This window comes from Streptomyces sp. NPDC005722 (assembly GCF_040630935.1).
Classification (GTDB): Bacteria; Actinomycetota; Actinomycetes; order Streptomycetales; family Streptomycetaceae; genus Actinacidiphila.
In genome coordinates, this window is record NZ_JBEXYN010000029.1 from 1 (window position 1) to 15,172 (window position 15,172).

Sequence of the window (15,172 nt, forward strand, 5' to 3'; positions counted from 1 at the left end):
GCCCCCACCCACCCCCCCCCCCCCCCCCCGGCCAACAAAACTATGGCGCGGGTCGTGGTGTCCGGCCGGCCGGACACCGCCCGGCGCGCGGCCTCGGATTCAACGGCGTCCGTTAGGGTGCCCCGGTGGCGGGGGCGCCAGGAGCGGTACGAGGTGGGGAGCGGTTGTGCGGGATCACCCGGAGGGGAACGAGGGCGGGGCGCGGCTGGAGGCGGAGGGCGAAGTGGCCACCGCACGCATCGCGCTGGCCGGGGGCGACCTGGAGCACGCGGCCCGGCACCTGGAGGACGCGCTGGCCCGCGACCCGGGACTGCCCGAGATCCACGAGGCGCTGGCCGAGTTCGCCGCGCGCGTCGGTGGCGCGGAGGCGGCTCTGACGTACTTCGCCCCCGAGGAGCGGGCGTTCATCGGCACCGTGGCGGCACGCGGACACCTCTGCGCGGTCGCGGGCCACTGGGACGAGGCCGTCGGCCTGCTCGCCCAGTGCGCCGGCCACGAACCGCAGCGGCCCTGGCTCGACGTGGCGTGGCTGCGCCGTCCCGACATCGCGGAGCTCGTCACGCCGGACACCGTGGCCCGCGCGGCGGCCCGCGTCGCGCCCCAACTGCCCGACCCGGTCGACGAGGAGCGGCGCGGCCCCCTGCTGCCCCTGCTCGACCTGGTCCGCGCGAGCGCCGCCCACCACCCCGACCACACGATGCTGCTGTGGTGCGGCTCCACCCTCGCCCGCCGCATGGGCGGCACGGAGGAGGCCGTGGGCTGGGCGCGCCGATCGTACGAGCTCGAACCCTCCCACCCCGCCGCCGTGATGCTCGGCTACGCGCTGCGCAGCGCCGGCCGTGCCGAGGAGGCGCTGGAGGTGTGGCAGGCCGAAGTGGCCCGTGACCCCTCCGACCTCGACCTGTTCGTCGACATCGCCGAGCTGCTGGACTCACTCGGCCGTCCCGCCGAAGGCGTGGTGTGGGCCGAGCGGGCCGTGTCGGCCGACCCCGCGCACCCCAAGGCGGCCGCGGCTGTGCACGCGCTGCGGTACGCGGTGGAGCCCGGCCTGCGGCACCTGGTCGCGCTCGCCGACCACCTGCGGGCCGAACCCGGGCACGGCTACGCCGCGGACCTGCTCACCCGGCTGAGCCAGGGCACGCCGTGGCTCAACTGGATACCCGGCGGCAGCGAGGCGGTCGTCAGCCTGCTGCACCAGGCGCTCGGGCAGTCCGTGCCCGGCGACGCTGGGCTGACGCTCACCGTCTCGGCGCTGGAGCCGCCGAGCGCGCTGCTCGCGCTGCGCTCCGCCTACCCGAACGCGGTGACGGAGATCCAGTCCGTGCCCGAGCCGGACCTGCGGATCGCGCCGCACCCCGTCGAGGTCTCGCTGTGGGCCTACGAGGGAACCACCGCGAGGCCCGCCGTCCGCCCGCCGTCCCCGGAGGCGGCCGAGGCGGTGCGCCGTGTGGCGTGGCACGGCTGGCCCCACCTGGTCGCCGCATACGACGACGCGGTGGCGCTCTCTGGGCTCGACCCCGAGGACCTGCTCGGTGTGCTGGTGCACCCGCCGGCCCCGCGCGAGGACGAGCTGGGCCGGGCGCTCGCCGCCCAGGCTCCCGACCTGTGGATCCGGTGCGTGCAGGTCTGGGCGTGCCTGGGCCTGGCGCACCACCGCACGGACGAGCCCTGGGCCGTCTCCCGGCGCCGCGCGCTCCTCGTCGACGTGCTGAACAACGCCGAGGACTGGGTGTGCGAGGCGGCCGGGCTCGCGATCGTCGCGACCGCTTGGACCGACCCCGCCGTACGCAAGGACGCCGCCGAGCTGATCGGGCGCCGTCTGCTGGACGCCCTGGAGGCGCGGCAGAGCCGGGTCGTCACCCTGACCTGGTCGCTGTGCCACCTGGCCCTCGCCACCCCGGAGCTGATCCCGCAGGTGGCGGCGCTCGCCACGGACGTGCTCCGCATGATCGACACCGAGGACGACGGGGAGGCCGCGCACGCCGGGGCCGACGCCCCGGAGTAGCGACGGGAGCGGATCGCCGCGCGCCTCGCGAGCTGCCGCAGACGGCGCTACAGGCCGCCGGAGACGCGCAGCACCGCGCCCGTGGTGTACGACGCGTCCGGCGACATCAGCCACGCCACCGCGCCGGCGACCTCGTCCGGCTCGCCGGGCCGCCGCATGGGCACGCGGTCCGGGTTGCGCCAGGGCCGCTCGGGGTCGCCCATCGCGGCGTGGATGTCGGTCACGATCATGCCGGGCTGCACGGAGTTGACGCGTACGCCGTCCGGCGCCAGTTCCTTGGCGAGGCCCACGGTCAGCGCGTCGACCGCGGCCTTGCTCGCGGCGTAGTGCACGTACTCCCCGGGACCGCCGAGCGTCGCGGCGCCGGAGGAGATGTTGACGATCGCGCCGCCCCGCCCGCCGTGCCGGGTGGACATCCCCAGTGCCGCTCGCCGGGCGCACATGAGGGCGCCCATCACGTTGACGTCGACCACCCGGCGCATCACCTCGACCGGGGTCTCGGTGAACCGGCCCAGCGGCCCGGTGACGCCCGCGTTGTTGACCAGGCCCGTGACCGTGCCGAGCTGCTCGCCCACGGTGTCGAAGAGCGCGTCCACCTGCCCGGCGTCGCTGGTGTCGACGCGCACCACCACGCAGCGGCCGCCGGTGTCGCGCACCTTGCGGGCGGTGTCCTCGGCGGCGTCGGCGTCCTTCTCGTAGCCGATGCCGACGGCGTGACCCTCGCGGGCCAGCCTCAGGGCCACCGCCGCGCCGATGCCGCGGCCGCCTCCGGTGACCACCGTGACCGGACCCATGGCAGCTCTCCCTCGCTCGACGTGATCACGAACGCTACCAGCGTGCGAACGCGCCATGACGGGCGCGAACACCTCGTGAACAGCTCGCGGCCGGGCCCGGCGCACGTCGTCAGGCCCCTGAGCATTGGTCTTGACCAAGCCGGAGGGCAGCTCTATCGTCGCCTAGTAGTGCAAGAACCTTTAATAAAGAGCCGTTCGGAAACAAGGCTGAACAAACCCCGGACGGCGTCAGGCCGATTGCGGAGGACAGGGTGGGGACCACGCAGCTCGAGAACGTGCCGGAGCCCAAGTACTGGCACCTCAAGACCGTGCTCATCGACGCGCTCGACTCCGAGTTCGAGGTCGGCGAGATCCTCCCCAACGAGCGTGACCTCGCCGCCCGTTTCGGCGTCGCCCGGGCCACGCTGCGCCAGGCGCTGGAGCAGTTGGAGCTGGAGGGCCGACTGCAGCGCCGCCGCGGTGTCGGCACCACGGTGGCCCCGCCCCGCGTGGGTGTCTCCGTCGGCCCGTCGAGCGGCAGCTGGCCCGGTGCCACGGGTGACGCCTGGCGCACCGTGGGCTGCGTCGAGGCCGCCGCGCCGGCCGCCGTCGCGGAGGCGCTCGGCACCGGCACCGACGAGGCGGTGCACACCGTCCGCCGGGTCCGGTCGATGGGCGGGCAGTCCGTCGCCACCGAACTGCTCTACGTCCCGCGGACCTCCGTCCCCGGCCTCGCCCGCGACCTGACGCCGGCCGGCCACGCCCCCGCCGTCCTGCGGGAGTTGCACGCCCTCGACCTCGACGGCGACGACCGGGCGGTGGAGCTGGGTTCGGCCCGCGCCGAGGACGCCAAGCAGCTCGACCGGCTGCCCGGCGCCCCCGTGCTGGTCGTCACCACCCGCTACTTCAGCGGCGGACGCGTCGTGGCGGTGGCCGTCGCCACCTACCGTGCCGACACCTGCCGGCTGACCTTCGGCGACAGCGGCGCGATGGAGATCACCCACCACGGCCAGGAGCGGCACGCCGCCGCTTCTTGACGGGGTGCGGCGGTGCGGCCGCGCGTCCTTACCGGACGCCGGCCGTCGGCCGCCGCGGACCGTCCGGTCAGTAGAAGCGGCCCGTGTTGGCGTCCTCGGCGCCCTTTGCGCCGGACGGCACGGGCAGCGGGTGCCCGGAGCAGCTGACGTCGCGGTCGCCGACGGCGCCGGACACCAGGTAGCGGTCGACGCGTGCGGTCACGCACTCGTTCCAGAAGCTGATCAGCCCGTGCGAACCACGTCCCGCCTCGGTGATCATCCGTGAGCCCGGCAGCCTCCGGTGCAGTTCGACCGCGCCCTCGTACGGCGTCGCCGCGTCCCGCTCCGACTGGACGATCAGCACCGGCGGCAGGCCCGACCCGGGGCGCGCCCCTACGTCCACCGCCCGCCCGCCGTCGACGGGCCAGGAAGCGCACGGCAGGTTCAGCCAGGCGTTCGCCCAGGTCTCGAAGGGACGCTGGCGCGCCACCCGTGAGTTGTCGCGGTCCCACACGCTCCAGTCGCGCGGCCAGGCCGCGTCCGAGCACTCCACGGCCAGGTAGACGGCGTCGCCGTTCTCCTGGTCCTTCGCGTCCCCGGGGTCGGGGGCGGCCGCGGCGACCAGCGGGTCGTCGTCGCCGCGCAGGTAGCGCGAGAGGAGGTGGGCGAAGGTGACCCAGCGCTGGTCGTAGTAGGCGGCCTGCACCGCCGCCGAGTGCAGTTCCCCGGCCCCCACCTTCCCGGCCGGGCGCCGGCCGAGCATCCGCATCGCCCGGTCGAAGCTCGCCTGCACGCGCCCGGGCGTCCCGCCCAGTCCGTACACGGCGTCGTGCCCGGCCGCCCAGGCGCGCCAGTCCGCCCAGCGGCGCTCGAAGGCGACGTCCTGCGCGAGGTTGGCGCCGTACCAGATGCCGCGCGGGTCGGGGTTGACGACGCTGTCCACGACCATGCGGCGTACGTGTGCGGGGAAGAGGGTGGCGTACACCGCGCCCAGGTACGTCCCGTAGGAGACGCCGTAGTAGTTCAGGCGGGGTTCGCCCAGGGCGGCGCGGATGACGTCGAGGTCGCGTGCCAGGTCCGCGGTGCGCATGTTCCGCAGCAGCGGGCCGCCGCGCGCACCGCAGTCCGCGGCCTTGCGCCGGGCCTGCGCGCGCTTGTCGGCCTTGACCGCCTCCGTGGCCAGGCGCGGGTCGGCGCTGGGGGCGTGCTGGTGACCCGCCGGGTCGTGGCAGGACAGGGGCGCGGAGTGGCCCACCCCGCGCGGGTCGAAGCCCACCAGGTCGTACGTCCTGGCCGCGGTCTCCCAGACCTTGCGGGTGACGGTCCCGGCGCCCGGCAGGCCCACCCCGGGGAACCACAGCCCCGACGCCCCGGGGCCGCCCGGGTTGAACACCAGGGCTCCCTGCCGGACGGAGGCGGGGCCCGCCGCCCGCAGCCGGCTCACGAGCAGGCCGATCCTCGCGCCGCCCGGCTCCGCGTAGTCCACCGGCACCCGGACGGTGCCGCACTGCACGGGTGCCTTCAGCCCGCTGTCGGCCGGGCAGGCCCCGAAGGTGATGCCGGTGGCCCCGGCCGCCCGGGCCGCCACAGCGGCCCCCGCCATCCGCACCTGCTCGGCGGCCACGGGCTCCGGGAAGTGCGCGGCGGCCGGGGCCGTCGCCGCGCCGGCCGTCAGGACCACGGACCCTGCCAGGACCACTGCTCGCCGCACGCGGACGCCCTTTCGCCGGCCGCGCCCGCCCGCGCGGCACGCTCGCCGATGCGACGGATCGTCGGCTGGTCGGACAACCCGGCAAAGCAGGCAGGCCGGTGGACCGCGGAATTTCGCCCGGATTGCCCTGACCGGCGGCCCGCCGTCCGCCCGGCCCCGCGCCGAAGTCGGCCCGGCCGCCGTGCCGCGGCCCCCGGCGGCGTCGTCCGGGACGCCGCCCGCGAGCACGGCCCGCCGGAGGTCGCCGGGCCTCGGCGGGCGCGTCCCCCGGTTCGGCCGCCCTGCCGCTCAGCGCCCGAGCAGCGAGGTCCTGGCCACCGCGAACAACTGCTCCTCGACGTGGTCGAGCGCGAGCCGCAGCGCCCCCGTCGCGACCGCCTCGTGCCCCAGCGCCGACAGCGCGACCTCCGGCGGCCGCAGGCAGTAACGCGCCAACTCGGTGCGCAGCGGCTCCAGTACGCCGTCCAGCCCGGCCGCCCAGCCGCCGATCACCACCAGCTCCGGGTCTATCGCCAGCACCAGCGCCGCCACGTCGTGCACCAGGCGCTGCAGGAAGCGGTCGAAGGCCTCCCGCGCCTGGACGTCCCCCGACCGCGCGAGCGCGAACACGTCGGCCACCGCGGACTCGTCCAGCGGGTGCAGCGGCGTCCCGGTCGTGGACAGCAGCCGCTCGGGCCTCGCCTCGCGGCCCAGCAGGTGCAGCGCCCCGATCTCGCCGGCCGCCCCGCCGAAGCCGCGGTGCAGCCGGCCGCCGATCAGCGACCCGGCACCGGGGCTCAGCCCGGCCAGCACGAACACCACGTCGTCGGTGCCGACGGCCGCGCCCTTCCAGTGCTCGGCGACGGCGGCGGCGTTCGCGTCGTTCTCCACCAGGACGGGGCAGCGGAAGGACCGGCGCAGCCGTTCCCCCAGCGGCAGTCCCGTCCAGCCGGGCAGCGCCGTGCTCAGCCGCACCGCGCCGTCGGTCTCCACGATCCCCGGGCTCCCGACGCCGACCGCCCACAGCGTGCTGCGGGCCACACCGGCCTTGCGCAGCAGTTCGGCGACGGTGCCGCGGACCCGCTCCAGGCGCTCCTCGGCGGGCAGCGTGTCCGCGACGTCGTGCGCCAGCGACCCCAGGACACGGCCGCTGAGGTCCGACAGCAGCGCGCGGATCTGCCGGGCCCCGATCTCCACGCCCAGCAGGTGCCCGGCCTCCGCGTGGAAGCGGAACCTGCGGGCCGGACGGCCCTGCTTGCGCGCGTCACCGGGCTCCTGCGGCGCCTCCACGACCAGGCCCGACTCCGTCAGGCCCTCGATCACGCCCTCGACGGTCGGCCGTGACAGCCCCGTCGACTGCACCAGTTCCGTCAGGCTCACGGCGGGCTCCCCGCGCAGCGCGTGGAGCACCACCGCGGAATTGATCCGCCGGAGCAGGGACGGGTCCCCGCCGGTGATCCGCCCCAACGTACGTCCTCCCTGCTTGCACGCGTGTTGGCCGGATCGTACCCGTCCCGGCGGCCCGCGGCGAGTGGCACCGGCACAGGGTTACTGACTCGATGTCAAGTGTCAGAGGCGCGGGGTTTACTGGATCCATGGACCTGCCCGGCCACGTGGCCACCGTCGACGCGCTGCGCGCCCGCCCCTTCCCGGCGCGGGACGAGCGCCGCGGCGCGGTCGACAGCGGCCCCGGCTACCACATAGCGGACCTCCGCGTCAGCGAGGACTTCTGGGACGTGGACGGGGACCACGCGCGCAGACGGCAGGCCGAGGAGGACCTGGAGGCCGAGTGCCAGGCCCTCGTCGAGGTGTTCACCGAGCGCTGGGGCGTCCCCGAGACGGTCGACCTCACCGCCCACCTCGAACGCCTCGTCGAGGGCGAGCCCGTGCCGGGGCCGCTGCGCACCCTGTGCAACTACGCCCACGAGGCGTGGGCCTGGCGCGTCGACGGCCGCTGGATCGGCGTGTGCGTGGGCCAGTGGGACCCGGAGCTGCCCTTCCAGCTCGTGGCCGCCGTCGGCGACGCCGCGGCCGTACCGTGACGACGCCGTAGGCCCCGACGCGCACGGGTCGCCCGCCACGACGGCGCCCCCGGAGCTTCGTCACCGGCCGCGCGCTGCCGAATCCGGTGCCGCGCCAAGGGGAAAGCCCGTTCGGCGTACGGGTTTCTCAAGCTCCCTCGTTCGGACACCGATGCATCCCCGGGGGGTGGATCCGACGAAGGGACGATTCCTGTGACGTCAGCACCGACGCCACGACCGGCCGGCGGCCTGGACACCGTGTCCGGAGCCGTCGACGACCTGAGGGCCGGACGGCCCGTCATCGTGGTCGACGACGAGGACCGAGAGAACGAGGGCGACCTGGTCATGGCGGCCGAGTTCGCCACCCCCGAGACCCTCGGGTTCTTCGTCCGCTGGACGAGCGGCCTGATCTGCGCGCCCATGGCGCCGGAGATCGCCGACCGCCTGGAACTGCCGCTGATGGTCCCGCACCGCCCCGGCTTCGACACCGCGGCGTACACCGTCTCCGTCGACGCGGTCGGGGCCGGTTCCGGGATCTCCGCCGCGGACCGGGCGCTGACGGCGCGGACGCTCGCCGGCCAGACCACCCGGCCCGACCAACTGCACCGCCCCGGACATGTGTTCCCGCTGCGCGCCCGTGCCGGGGGCGTCTCGGAACGGCGCGGCCACACGGAGGCCACCGTCGACCTGATGCGCCTGGCCGGGCTGCCGCCGGTCGGGGTGATCAGCGAGGTCTGCGAGGACGACGGCTCGGTCGCCCGCTTCGACCGGCTGCGGGCCTTCGCCGACCGGCACGGCCTGTCGCTCATCTCGATCGAGCAACTGGCGAGCGGACCGCGGCCCGCGGATCCCGCGACGGTGTGACCGGATGACCCGAGCGACGATCTTCGACCTGGACGACACCCTGGTCGACAGCGCGGACACCTGGGTCCGCGTCTGCGCCGCCTTCGCCGCCCGCCACGGTCACCGGTGGCGGGCCGAGGACACCGCGGCCCTGCACGGCAACGGTGGCTGGGCGGTGTACGTCGCCGGACTGTGCGACGGCGCCGCCGGGCCCGCCGAGGTGGCCGACGCCTGCGCCGCCGCGGCGACGGGCGAGGTCGCCGCGGGCCGGGTCCCGGCACTGCCCGGAGCCGTGGACCTGGTCATCGAGGCCGGACGCCACGGCCCCGTCGGCCTCGCCACGGCCAGCCCGCGCCGCTTCGTCCTGGCGGTCCTCGAACGACTGGGCCTGACCGGACGGCTGGGCGCCGTCGTGTGCGGGGAGGACGTGGCGCGGGCCAAACCCGCGCCCGACCCCTACCTGCGTGCGGCCGCCGCGATCGGCGTGCCGCCGACCCGCTGCCTGGCCGTCGAGGACTCCCCGAACGGCATCCGCTCGGCGAACGCCGCCGGCATGCGCGTCCTCGCCGTCCCCCGGGGCGGCATGACGCTGCCCCCCGACGTCGCCCACCTCCCCGCTGCCCAGGCCCCCACGACAGCCGCCGCCCTCCCCCTCCTCACCCGGCTCCTCGCCACGCACCCCGACCCCCTCGTACCCGAAAGCACGGCATGACCCCCCGCCCGGACCCCCGGTTCAGGAAGCGGCGGCCCACACGGCGGCGTCCCACGCGCCGGGGCTGCGGTGGTGGTTCCGTGCCCTGTGGCCAGAGGCGAATTTCGGGGTCCTGCGACCGGAGGCCTCGATCAGCACTCAAGGTTCGTGGATGTTCGACGCGTCACCGAGGCTCCCTGGACTCAGGGACAGCGCCATTCCCGATGCTGATTCCCCCATTCACTGAATGGGTTTGGATGGCATTTCCCACGCGGGCGTTGCCGCTCACCTCGTTACGCACCTCCGCCCTCTGCGCCGCGGCCGCGACGCCGCCACCGGCCGTGTCCAGCCAGCAGCGCAGGGCGGCGGCGAACTCCGGGCTCCGTCGGGCTTCTTCCAGCACCGTTCCGACGAGTACGCGGACCTGTTCCGGATCGCGAGGATCCGGGACCGAAGCCGCTTCCTCGGACACCTCCCGTGAGCGGCCTGTGCACCGACGCACGAGGTCGACGAGGGACGTCCACGCTTCGCGGCCCGCCTCGGTCGCGGCTCCAGAAGCTGCTGCGCTGACCATCGTGGCCACTACCTGGGCCGACGTCACGTCGGGCATGGGTTGCCCTCCACTTCTGCGAATCACCACGGTATCGTCACGCTCAAGCCCCGTACAGAAGGTCGTGGGACGTGAGGCCGACATCCATCGTGAGGACGGCACTTGGGTACGGGTCCAGCGGACATGGCCCTGGCAGGACCACGGCGGCAACCTACCCACCACCACGCAACTCCGGTCATCCGGCCGAACCGAGGATCGTGCGCCTGGGTCAGCGTGCTCTGCCGGCGTGCACCGCGTCGCACGACGGTTCGATGCGAGGCGGGCGGAAAGCCTCCGACGCACTGGCCCTCGCCGGAGAACCTCCCTGTGGCTGATTCGCGTGGGTCGGGCGGGCGAGCCGCCCCCGGTACCCGGCGGACGTGGATCTCGAAACACGGTACCCGTGAGCTGTCATCAGCAGTATTCGTCCGGAGTGGTGGAATTCATGCCCCCGTCTTGTTCACCATGGACAGAGCGATGCGATCGCCGCTAGCCTGGATGGACCATTCTGAGATGGATGTGGCCGATGGCAGACCGTAATGATCCACGTCCATCCCAAGGAATGCACAATGAGTTTCCAGGGACGGCCGACAACGTCATACAGGCCCGGCAGATCGTCGGAGACGTGCACATCCACTCAGCGCGACGTGGTCCGGTGGTCGTCCCTCGACAACTACCCTCCAGGCCCACGCACTTCACTGGCAGGGTTGCGGAGTTGGCGCACCTCGACGCGATGTTGGCCCATCACGGCGCCGGACTTCAGTCCACTCTGGTGATTTCGGCATTCGCCGGCGTCGGCAAGACAGCCCTCGCCGTCCACTGGGCCCATTCCGTGCAGGACCGTTTTCCCGACGGCGCCCTGCACCTGAACTTGCAGGGCTACGATACGGGGCCTCCGCTCTCCGCCCACCAGGCCCTTGAGTACTTCCTCGTAAGCCTCGGTGTGCACGCGGCGAGCATCCCGGCCGACCTGGACGGCAGGACCGCCCTGTACCGGCAGGTGACAAGTGGGCGCCGTCTCGTCATCCTGCTGGACAACGTGCGCAGCGCCGCCCAGGTGCGGCCCCTCCTGCCAGGGGCGTCGTCCTCGCTCGTTCTGGTGACCAGCCGCAGCCAACTGGGCGGGTTGTGCGCCCGGGAGGGTGCGCATCGGATCGACCTCAAGACCCTCACGTCCACCGAGTCGGTTGAGCTGTTGCGATCCATCCTGGGCCGGGAGCGGGTGGACGCGGAACCTGACGCGTCGGCCAGGCTGACCACCCGGTGCGTTCAACTTCCCCTGGCCCTTCGCATCGCTGCCGAAAGGGTGGCCTTTCACCCGGGCCTGTCCTTGGAGCATCTCGCCACCGAACTCGAGTCCGGCACTCGTCGACTGGACACTTTGGCCACGTACGACGAGGACGAGTCGACCGCGGTCAGGGTGGTCTTCTCGTGGTCCTACCGTGACCTGACGCCGGAGGCAGCACGGACGTTCCGCATGCTGTCCCACATCCCGGGTCCGGACTTCGGTGTCCTGGCGGTCGCTGCCGTCACCGGCTGCTCGTCGGGTGAGGCCGTTCGTGACATCAACCGACTGGTCGGATCCCACTTGATCGAAGCGGTCGGTCCGGATCGCTACCGCTTCCACGACCTGCTCAGGGACTACGCCTGCGAATGCGCTGCGGACGACGACGAGCCGACCCGTGCGGCAGCCGCGAAGCGTCTCCTGACGTGGTACCTGCTGTCCGCGCAGGAGGCGGCGACACAACTTGCCCCCGGACTTGCCCCCAGGTCGGGATCCCCAGCGGGTGGATCCTCCGCACGGGACGACTCCGATGGCCTACCGGTGCAGAGGTTCTCCACTCGGGCCGCGGCGACGACGTGGTGCGAGTCGGAGATCCTCGGTCTCGTCGCCGCTTGCCGACTGGCGGTCGAGGCAGGTGAGTACGTCGTCGCCTGGCAACTACCCCTGGCTCTCAGATGGTTCTTCCAACTGCAGCGTCCGACCACCGACTGGATCGAGGTATCCGAGATCGCCGTGGGAGCGGCCGGACGCCTCCAGGACCGGCACGCGGAGATGAACACGCTGCGCACGCTCGGTGCCGCGTTCGCCTATTGCGGGCGGTACGAGGAGAGCCTGCGGAGCAACACGGAGGCACTTGTGGCCTGCCGCGAGCTCGGCGAGGACGAGGGGTGGTGCCTCAACAGCATCGGAGCTACGTTGGCGCTACTCGAGCGGTCGCAGGAGGCTGCCGACATCCTTGCCGAAGCCCTCGCTGTTGGTGAGCGGACGGGCGACGACATCTTGGCCGCCCACTCACTGGAGAACCTCGGACCCGTCTACAGCGCATTGGGGCGCCACGACGAAGCGGTCGCGTCGCTGACCCGAGCTCTGGCGATCTTTCGAGAACTGCGGTACCCCTTCGGGGAAGCTCTGGTACTCGACAAATTGGCCGATACCCATCTGAACCTAGGGCATTTCGACGAGGCCGCCGAATTTGGATCGCGGGCGCTGGCGTTGCACGTGTCAGTGGGCAACCGCCTGCATGAGGCGGCCACGTTGCGCATCCTCGCGCGCGTCCATCAGAGCCGCGGCCGGACGGCCGAGGCCAGGGAGCGGCTGCGTCGGGCTCTGGAGATCCTGGAGGACCTTGGCCACCCGGATGCGATCGGGACGCGCGAGGAACTGGCCACCCTCTGACCACTGCCGACGGGCGCACCCGCGGCGTCGGGTCGGCGCAGGACAACTGCAGACGCCGACCACCGGACGCTAAACCTGTCCTCGCGCGTCGCGGAGGCGGCTGAATTCCTCCGTCATGGCCTGGGTCGACCAGCCCGCGTTCAGGCCGCTGGGGTTGGGCAGGACCCAGATCCGGGTGCCGCCGATCGTGCGTTCCTGGGGGCCGATCCGGGCGCGGGGTTCGGCGAAGGCGACACGGTAGGCGGTGACGCCGACCACGGCGAGCCAGCGCGGCTCGTACCGCAGCACCCGCTCCGACAGCAGCCGCCCGCCCTCCAGCAGTTCGTCGCGGGTGAGTTCGTCGGCACGGGCCGAGGCGCGCGCGACGACGTTGGTGATCCCCAGCCCGGACGCGAGGAGTTCGTCCTGCTCCGAGGGGTCGAGCCGGCGCGGGGTGAAGCCGGAGGCGTGCAGCACCGGCCAGAAGCGGTTGCCGGGGCGGGCGAAGTGGTGACCGGTGGCCGCCGACATCAGCCCCGGGTTGATGCCGCAGAAGAGCACCCGCAGGCCGTCCGCGATCACGTCGGGGATGACGCGGTCGCGGGCGGCCTCCAGCTCGTCCTGGGAGGGGCGGGTCCGCCGGACCGTGGTCAGAGGATGGCCCCGGGGGTGTACGCGGCCGCCCGCGGGTAGCGGTCGGCGACCTCACCGACCCGGCGCACGACCTCGGCGACCTGGTTCGCGGCCGCGCCGGTGAAGGAGAGCCGGTCGGCCATGAGGGCGTCCAGCCCGGCGCGGTCGAGCGGGATGCGCTCGTCCTCCGCGAGCCGGTCCAGCAGCTCGTTGCGCTCGGCGCCCTTCTCGCGCATCGCGAGCGCCGAGGCGACCGCGTGCTCCTTGATGACCTCGTGCGCCAGCTCGCGGCCGACGCCGGCCCGCACCGCACCCATGAGCACCTTCGTCGTGGCGAGGAACGGCAGGTAGCGGTCGAGCTCGCGGGCGATGACGGCCGGGAAGGCGCCGAACTCGTCGAGCACCGTCAGGAAGGTCTCCAGCAGGCCGTCGAAGGCGAAGAACGCGTCCGGCAGCGCCACCCGGCGCACCACGGAGCAGGAGACGTCCCCCTCGTTCCACTGGTCGCCGGCCAGCTCGCCGACCATCGACGCGTAGCCGCGCAGGATGACCGCCAGGCCGTTGACGCGCTCGCACGAGCGGGTGTTCATCTTGTGCGGCATGGCCGAGGAACCGACCTGGCCGGGCTTGAAGCCCTCGGTGACCAGCTCGTGCCCGGCCATCAGGCGGATCGTCTTGGCCAGCGACGACGGCGCAGCGGCCAGCTGCACCAGCGCGGTGACGGCGTCGTAGTCCAGCGAGCGCGGGTAGACCTGGCCGACGGAGGTGAAGACCTCCGAGAAGCCGAGGTGCCCCGCGATCCGGTGCTCCAGCTCCGCCAGCTTGCCGGCGTCGCCGCCGAGCAGGTCGAGCATGTCCTGCGCGGTGCCCACCGGGCCCTTGATGCCGCGCAGCGGGTAGCGACCGAGCAGGTCTTCGACCCGGGCGAAGGCGACCAGCAGCTCGTCGGCCGTGGTCGCGAAGCGCTTGCCGAGGGTGGTGGTCTGGGCGGCCACGTTGTGCGAACGCCCGGCCATGACCAGCTCCGCGTACTCGGCGGCGAGCCGGCCGAGCCGGGACAGGACGGCGACGGTGCGGTCGCGCACGTGCTCCAGGGAGAGCCGGATCTGCAGCTGCTCGACGTTCTCGGTGAGGTCGCGCGAGGTCATGCCCTTGTGCACGTGCTCGTGCCCCGCGAGGGCGTTGAACTCCTCGATGCGCGCCTTGACGTCGTGCCGGGTGACCTTCTCCCGCTCGGCGATGGAGGCCAGGTCGACCTCCTCCAGCACCCGCTCGTAGTCCGCGAGGGCCTGGTCCGGCACCTCGATCCCGAGGTCCTTCTGGGCCCGCAGCACGGCCAGCCACAGGCGGCGCTCCAGCACCACCTTCTGCTCGGGGGACCACAGCGTGGCGAGCTCCGCGGAGGCGTAGCGGCCGGCCAGGACGTTGGGGATGCGGGGCTTGGAAGTCACGTAGCGATAGTTTACCCGCCGTCCATGGTGGTCGCCGCCGTCCACTACGCCCGAGAATGCCCAGGTCAAAGGGCTCTGGGTGGGGTGTGAGGTGCTGCCGGCGGGTGGTGCGCCGGTTCCTCGGCTGTCCCGCCGTCTCGCGCCCTGCGGGCGCACTGCGCCGGCTGCGGGTGGGAGGGTGGGGGCCTGCCTTGTGTGCGGTGTGCGGGTGGGTGGGCGGCGCGGGTTCAGGCGCCGGAGCGGGGTGCCTCTCCCTCGGCGGAGATCTCGTTGCCGTCCGCGGGTGCAGATGGCCGGTGACCACGCCCACGGTCCGTGGGTGGCGCGCCCGCCGTAACCGGCGTCTGCGGGTGCTTCCCCGATCCGACATCGGGCTCTGTTCCGACGGCTATACCGCTGAAAGCGGGCCCGATCTCCCGCCGACCGCCCCCGGCAGCACCCCGAAGCACCCGCAGACGCGGGTTACGGCGGACGCGCCCACCACCGGCAGTAGGCGTGGCAACCGGCCATCTATACCCGCGGACGGCAACGAGACCGGCACCAGCGGAGAGGCGCCCCGCTCCGGCGCCTGAACGCCCGCCACTCACCCACCCGCACATCGCCGACAAGACCCGGACCGCCACCCTCCCCGCCGCAGCCCGCTGCTTTGCGCCCGCAGGGCGCGAGACGGCGGGACAGTGGCGCGGCCGCGAGAGCAGAACGCGACCCATCCTGAAGAGTCACGATCCGTCCCTAATTGGTCACGGCGACGTCACAGCAGGTGCGTAACGCGATGCTCATGGTGATGGCCCTGCCACGGTG

11 protein-coding genes are annotated in these 15,172 nt (G+C 73.3%); 6 read left to right on the plus strand and 5 right to left on the minus strand.

From position 1 onward, the window contains the following. Positions 1-166 precede the first annotated feature (166 nt). A complete protein-coding gene (locus tag ABZ479_RS28040) occupies positions 167-2,005 on the plus strand; it encodes a tetratricopeptide repeat protein (protein WP_500464149.1) in 1,839 nt (612 codons plus the stop codon). Between the two features lie 47 nt (positions 2,006-2,052). On the opposite strand, the gene ABZ479_RS28045 is transcribed toward ABZ479_RS28040, so the two are convergent. After that, on the minus strand, positions 2,053-2,799 hold the full coding sequence (locus tag ABZ479_RS28045) for an SDR family oxidoreductase (protein WP_500464150.1): 747 nt from the start codon (positions 2,797-2,799) through the stop codon (positions 2,053-2,055). 251 nt (positions 2,800-3,050) lie between these two features. Here ABZ479_RS28045 and ABZ479_RS28050 point away from each other — a divergent pair, with 251 nt between their 5' ends. Then, positions 3,051-3,815, plus strand: a complete 765-nt coding sequence (locus ABZ479_RS28050) for a GntR family transcriptional regulator (RefSeq protein ID WP_500464151.1) — start codon at positions 3,051-3,053, stop codon at positions 3,813-3,815. Positions 3,816-3,882: 67 nt separating this feature from the next. Here the strand turns inward: ABZ479_RS28050 and ABZ479_RS28055 are convergent, their stop codons facing one another. Further along, on the minus strand, positions 3,883-5,505 hold the full coding sequence (locus tag ABZ479_RS28055) for an alpha/beta hydrolase (protein ID WP_500464152.1): 1,623 nt from the start codon (positions 5,503-5,505) through the stop codon (positions 3,883-3,885). Positions 5,506-5,793: 288 nt separating this feature from the next. Then, positions 5,794-6,951, minus strand: coding sequence for an ROK family transcriptional regulator (locus tag ABZ479_RS28060; protein WP_500464153.1), 1,158 nt, complete (start codon positions 6,949-6,951; stop codon positions 5,794-5,796). 128 nt (positions 6,952-7,079) lie between these two features. On the opposite strand from ABZ479_RS28060, the gene ABZ479_RS28065 reads away from it, so the two are divergent. The 4 genes from ABZ479_RS28065 (at position 7,080) to ABZ479_RS28080 (ending at position 12,308) form a co-directional block, all read left to right on the plus strand. Continuing rightward, positions 7,080-7,526, plus strand: a complete 447-nt coding sequence (locus ABZ479_RS28065) for a hypothetical protein (protein WP_500464154.1) — start codon at positions 7,080-7,082, stop codon at positions 7,524-7,526. Positions 7,527-7,718: 192 nt separating this feature from the next. Beyond that, on the plus strand, positions 7,719-8,369 hold the full coding sequence (ribB, locus tag ABZ479_RS28070) for a 3,4-dihydroxy-2-butanone-4-phosphate synthase (RefSeq protein WP_500464155.1): 651 nt from the start codon (positions 7,719-7,721) through the stop codon (positions 8,367-8,369). A 4-nt stretch (positions 8,370-8,373) separates the two neighbouring features. Next, positions 8,374-9,060 (plus strand): HAD family hydrolase, encoded by a 687-nt coding sequence (locus ABZ479_RS28075; RefSeq protein WP_500464156.1) that lies wholly within the window; start codon positions 8,374-8,376, stop codon positions 9,058-9,060. Between the two features lie 1,283 nt (positions 9,061-10,343). Then, on the plus strand, positions 10,344-12,308 hold the full coding sequence (locus ABZ479_RS28080; protein ID WP_500464157.1) for a tetratricopeptide repeat protein: 1,965 nt from the start codon (positions 10,344-10,346) through the stop codon (positions 12,306-12,308). A 69-nt stretch (positions 12,309-12,377) separates the two neighbouring features. Here the strand turns inward: ABZ479_RS28080 and mug are convergent, their stop codons facing one another. Next, the gene (mug, locus tag ABZ479_RS28085) at positions 12,378-12,869 is read right to left on the minus strand and encodes a G/U mismatch-specific DNA glycosylase (RefSeq protein WP_500464158.1); all 492 of its coding nucleotides are present in this window, start codon (positions 12,867-12,869) and stop codon (positions 12,378-12,380) included. Positions 12,870-12,937: 68 nt separating this feature from the next. After that, positions 12,938-14,371 (minus strand): adenylosuccinate lyase, encoded by a 1,434-nt coding sequence (gene purB, locus ABZ479_RS28090; protein ID WP_500464159.1) that lies wholly within the window; start codon positions 14,369-14,371, stop codon positions 12,938-12,940. Between the last annotated feature and the right edge of the window lie 801 nt (positions 14,372-15,172).

Excerpts from the sequence above, each read along its gene's own strand:
- ABZ479_RS28045 (WP_500464150.1), bottom strand. The coding sequence starts at position 2,799 with ATGGGTCCGGTCACGGTGGTCACCGGAGGCGGCCGCGGCATCGGCGCG.
- ABZ479_RS28065 (WP_500464154.1), top strand. The coding sequence starts at position 7,080 with ATGGACCTGCCCGGCCACGTGGCCACCGTCGACGCGCTGCGCGCCCGC.
- ABZ479_RS28075 (WP_500464156.1), top strand. The coding sequence starts at position 8,374 with ATGACCCGAGCGACGATCTTCGACCTGGACGACACCCTGGTCGACAGC.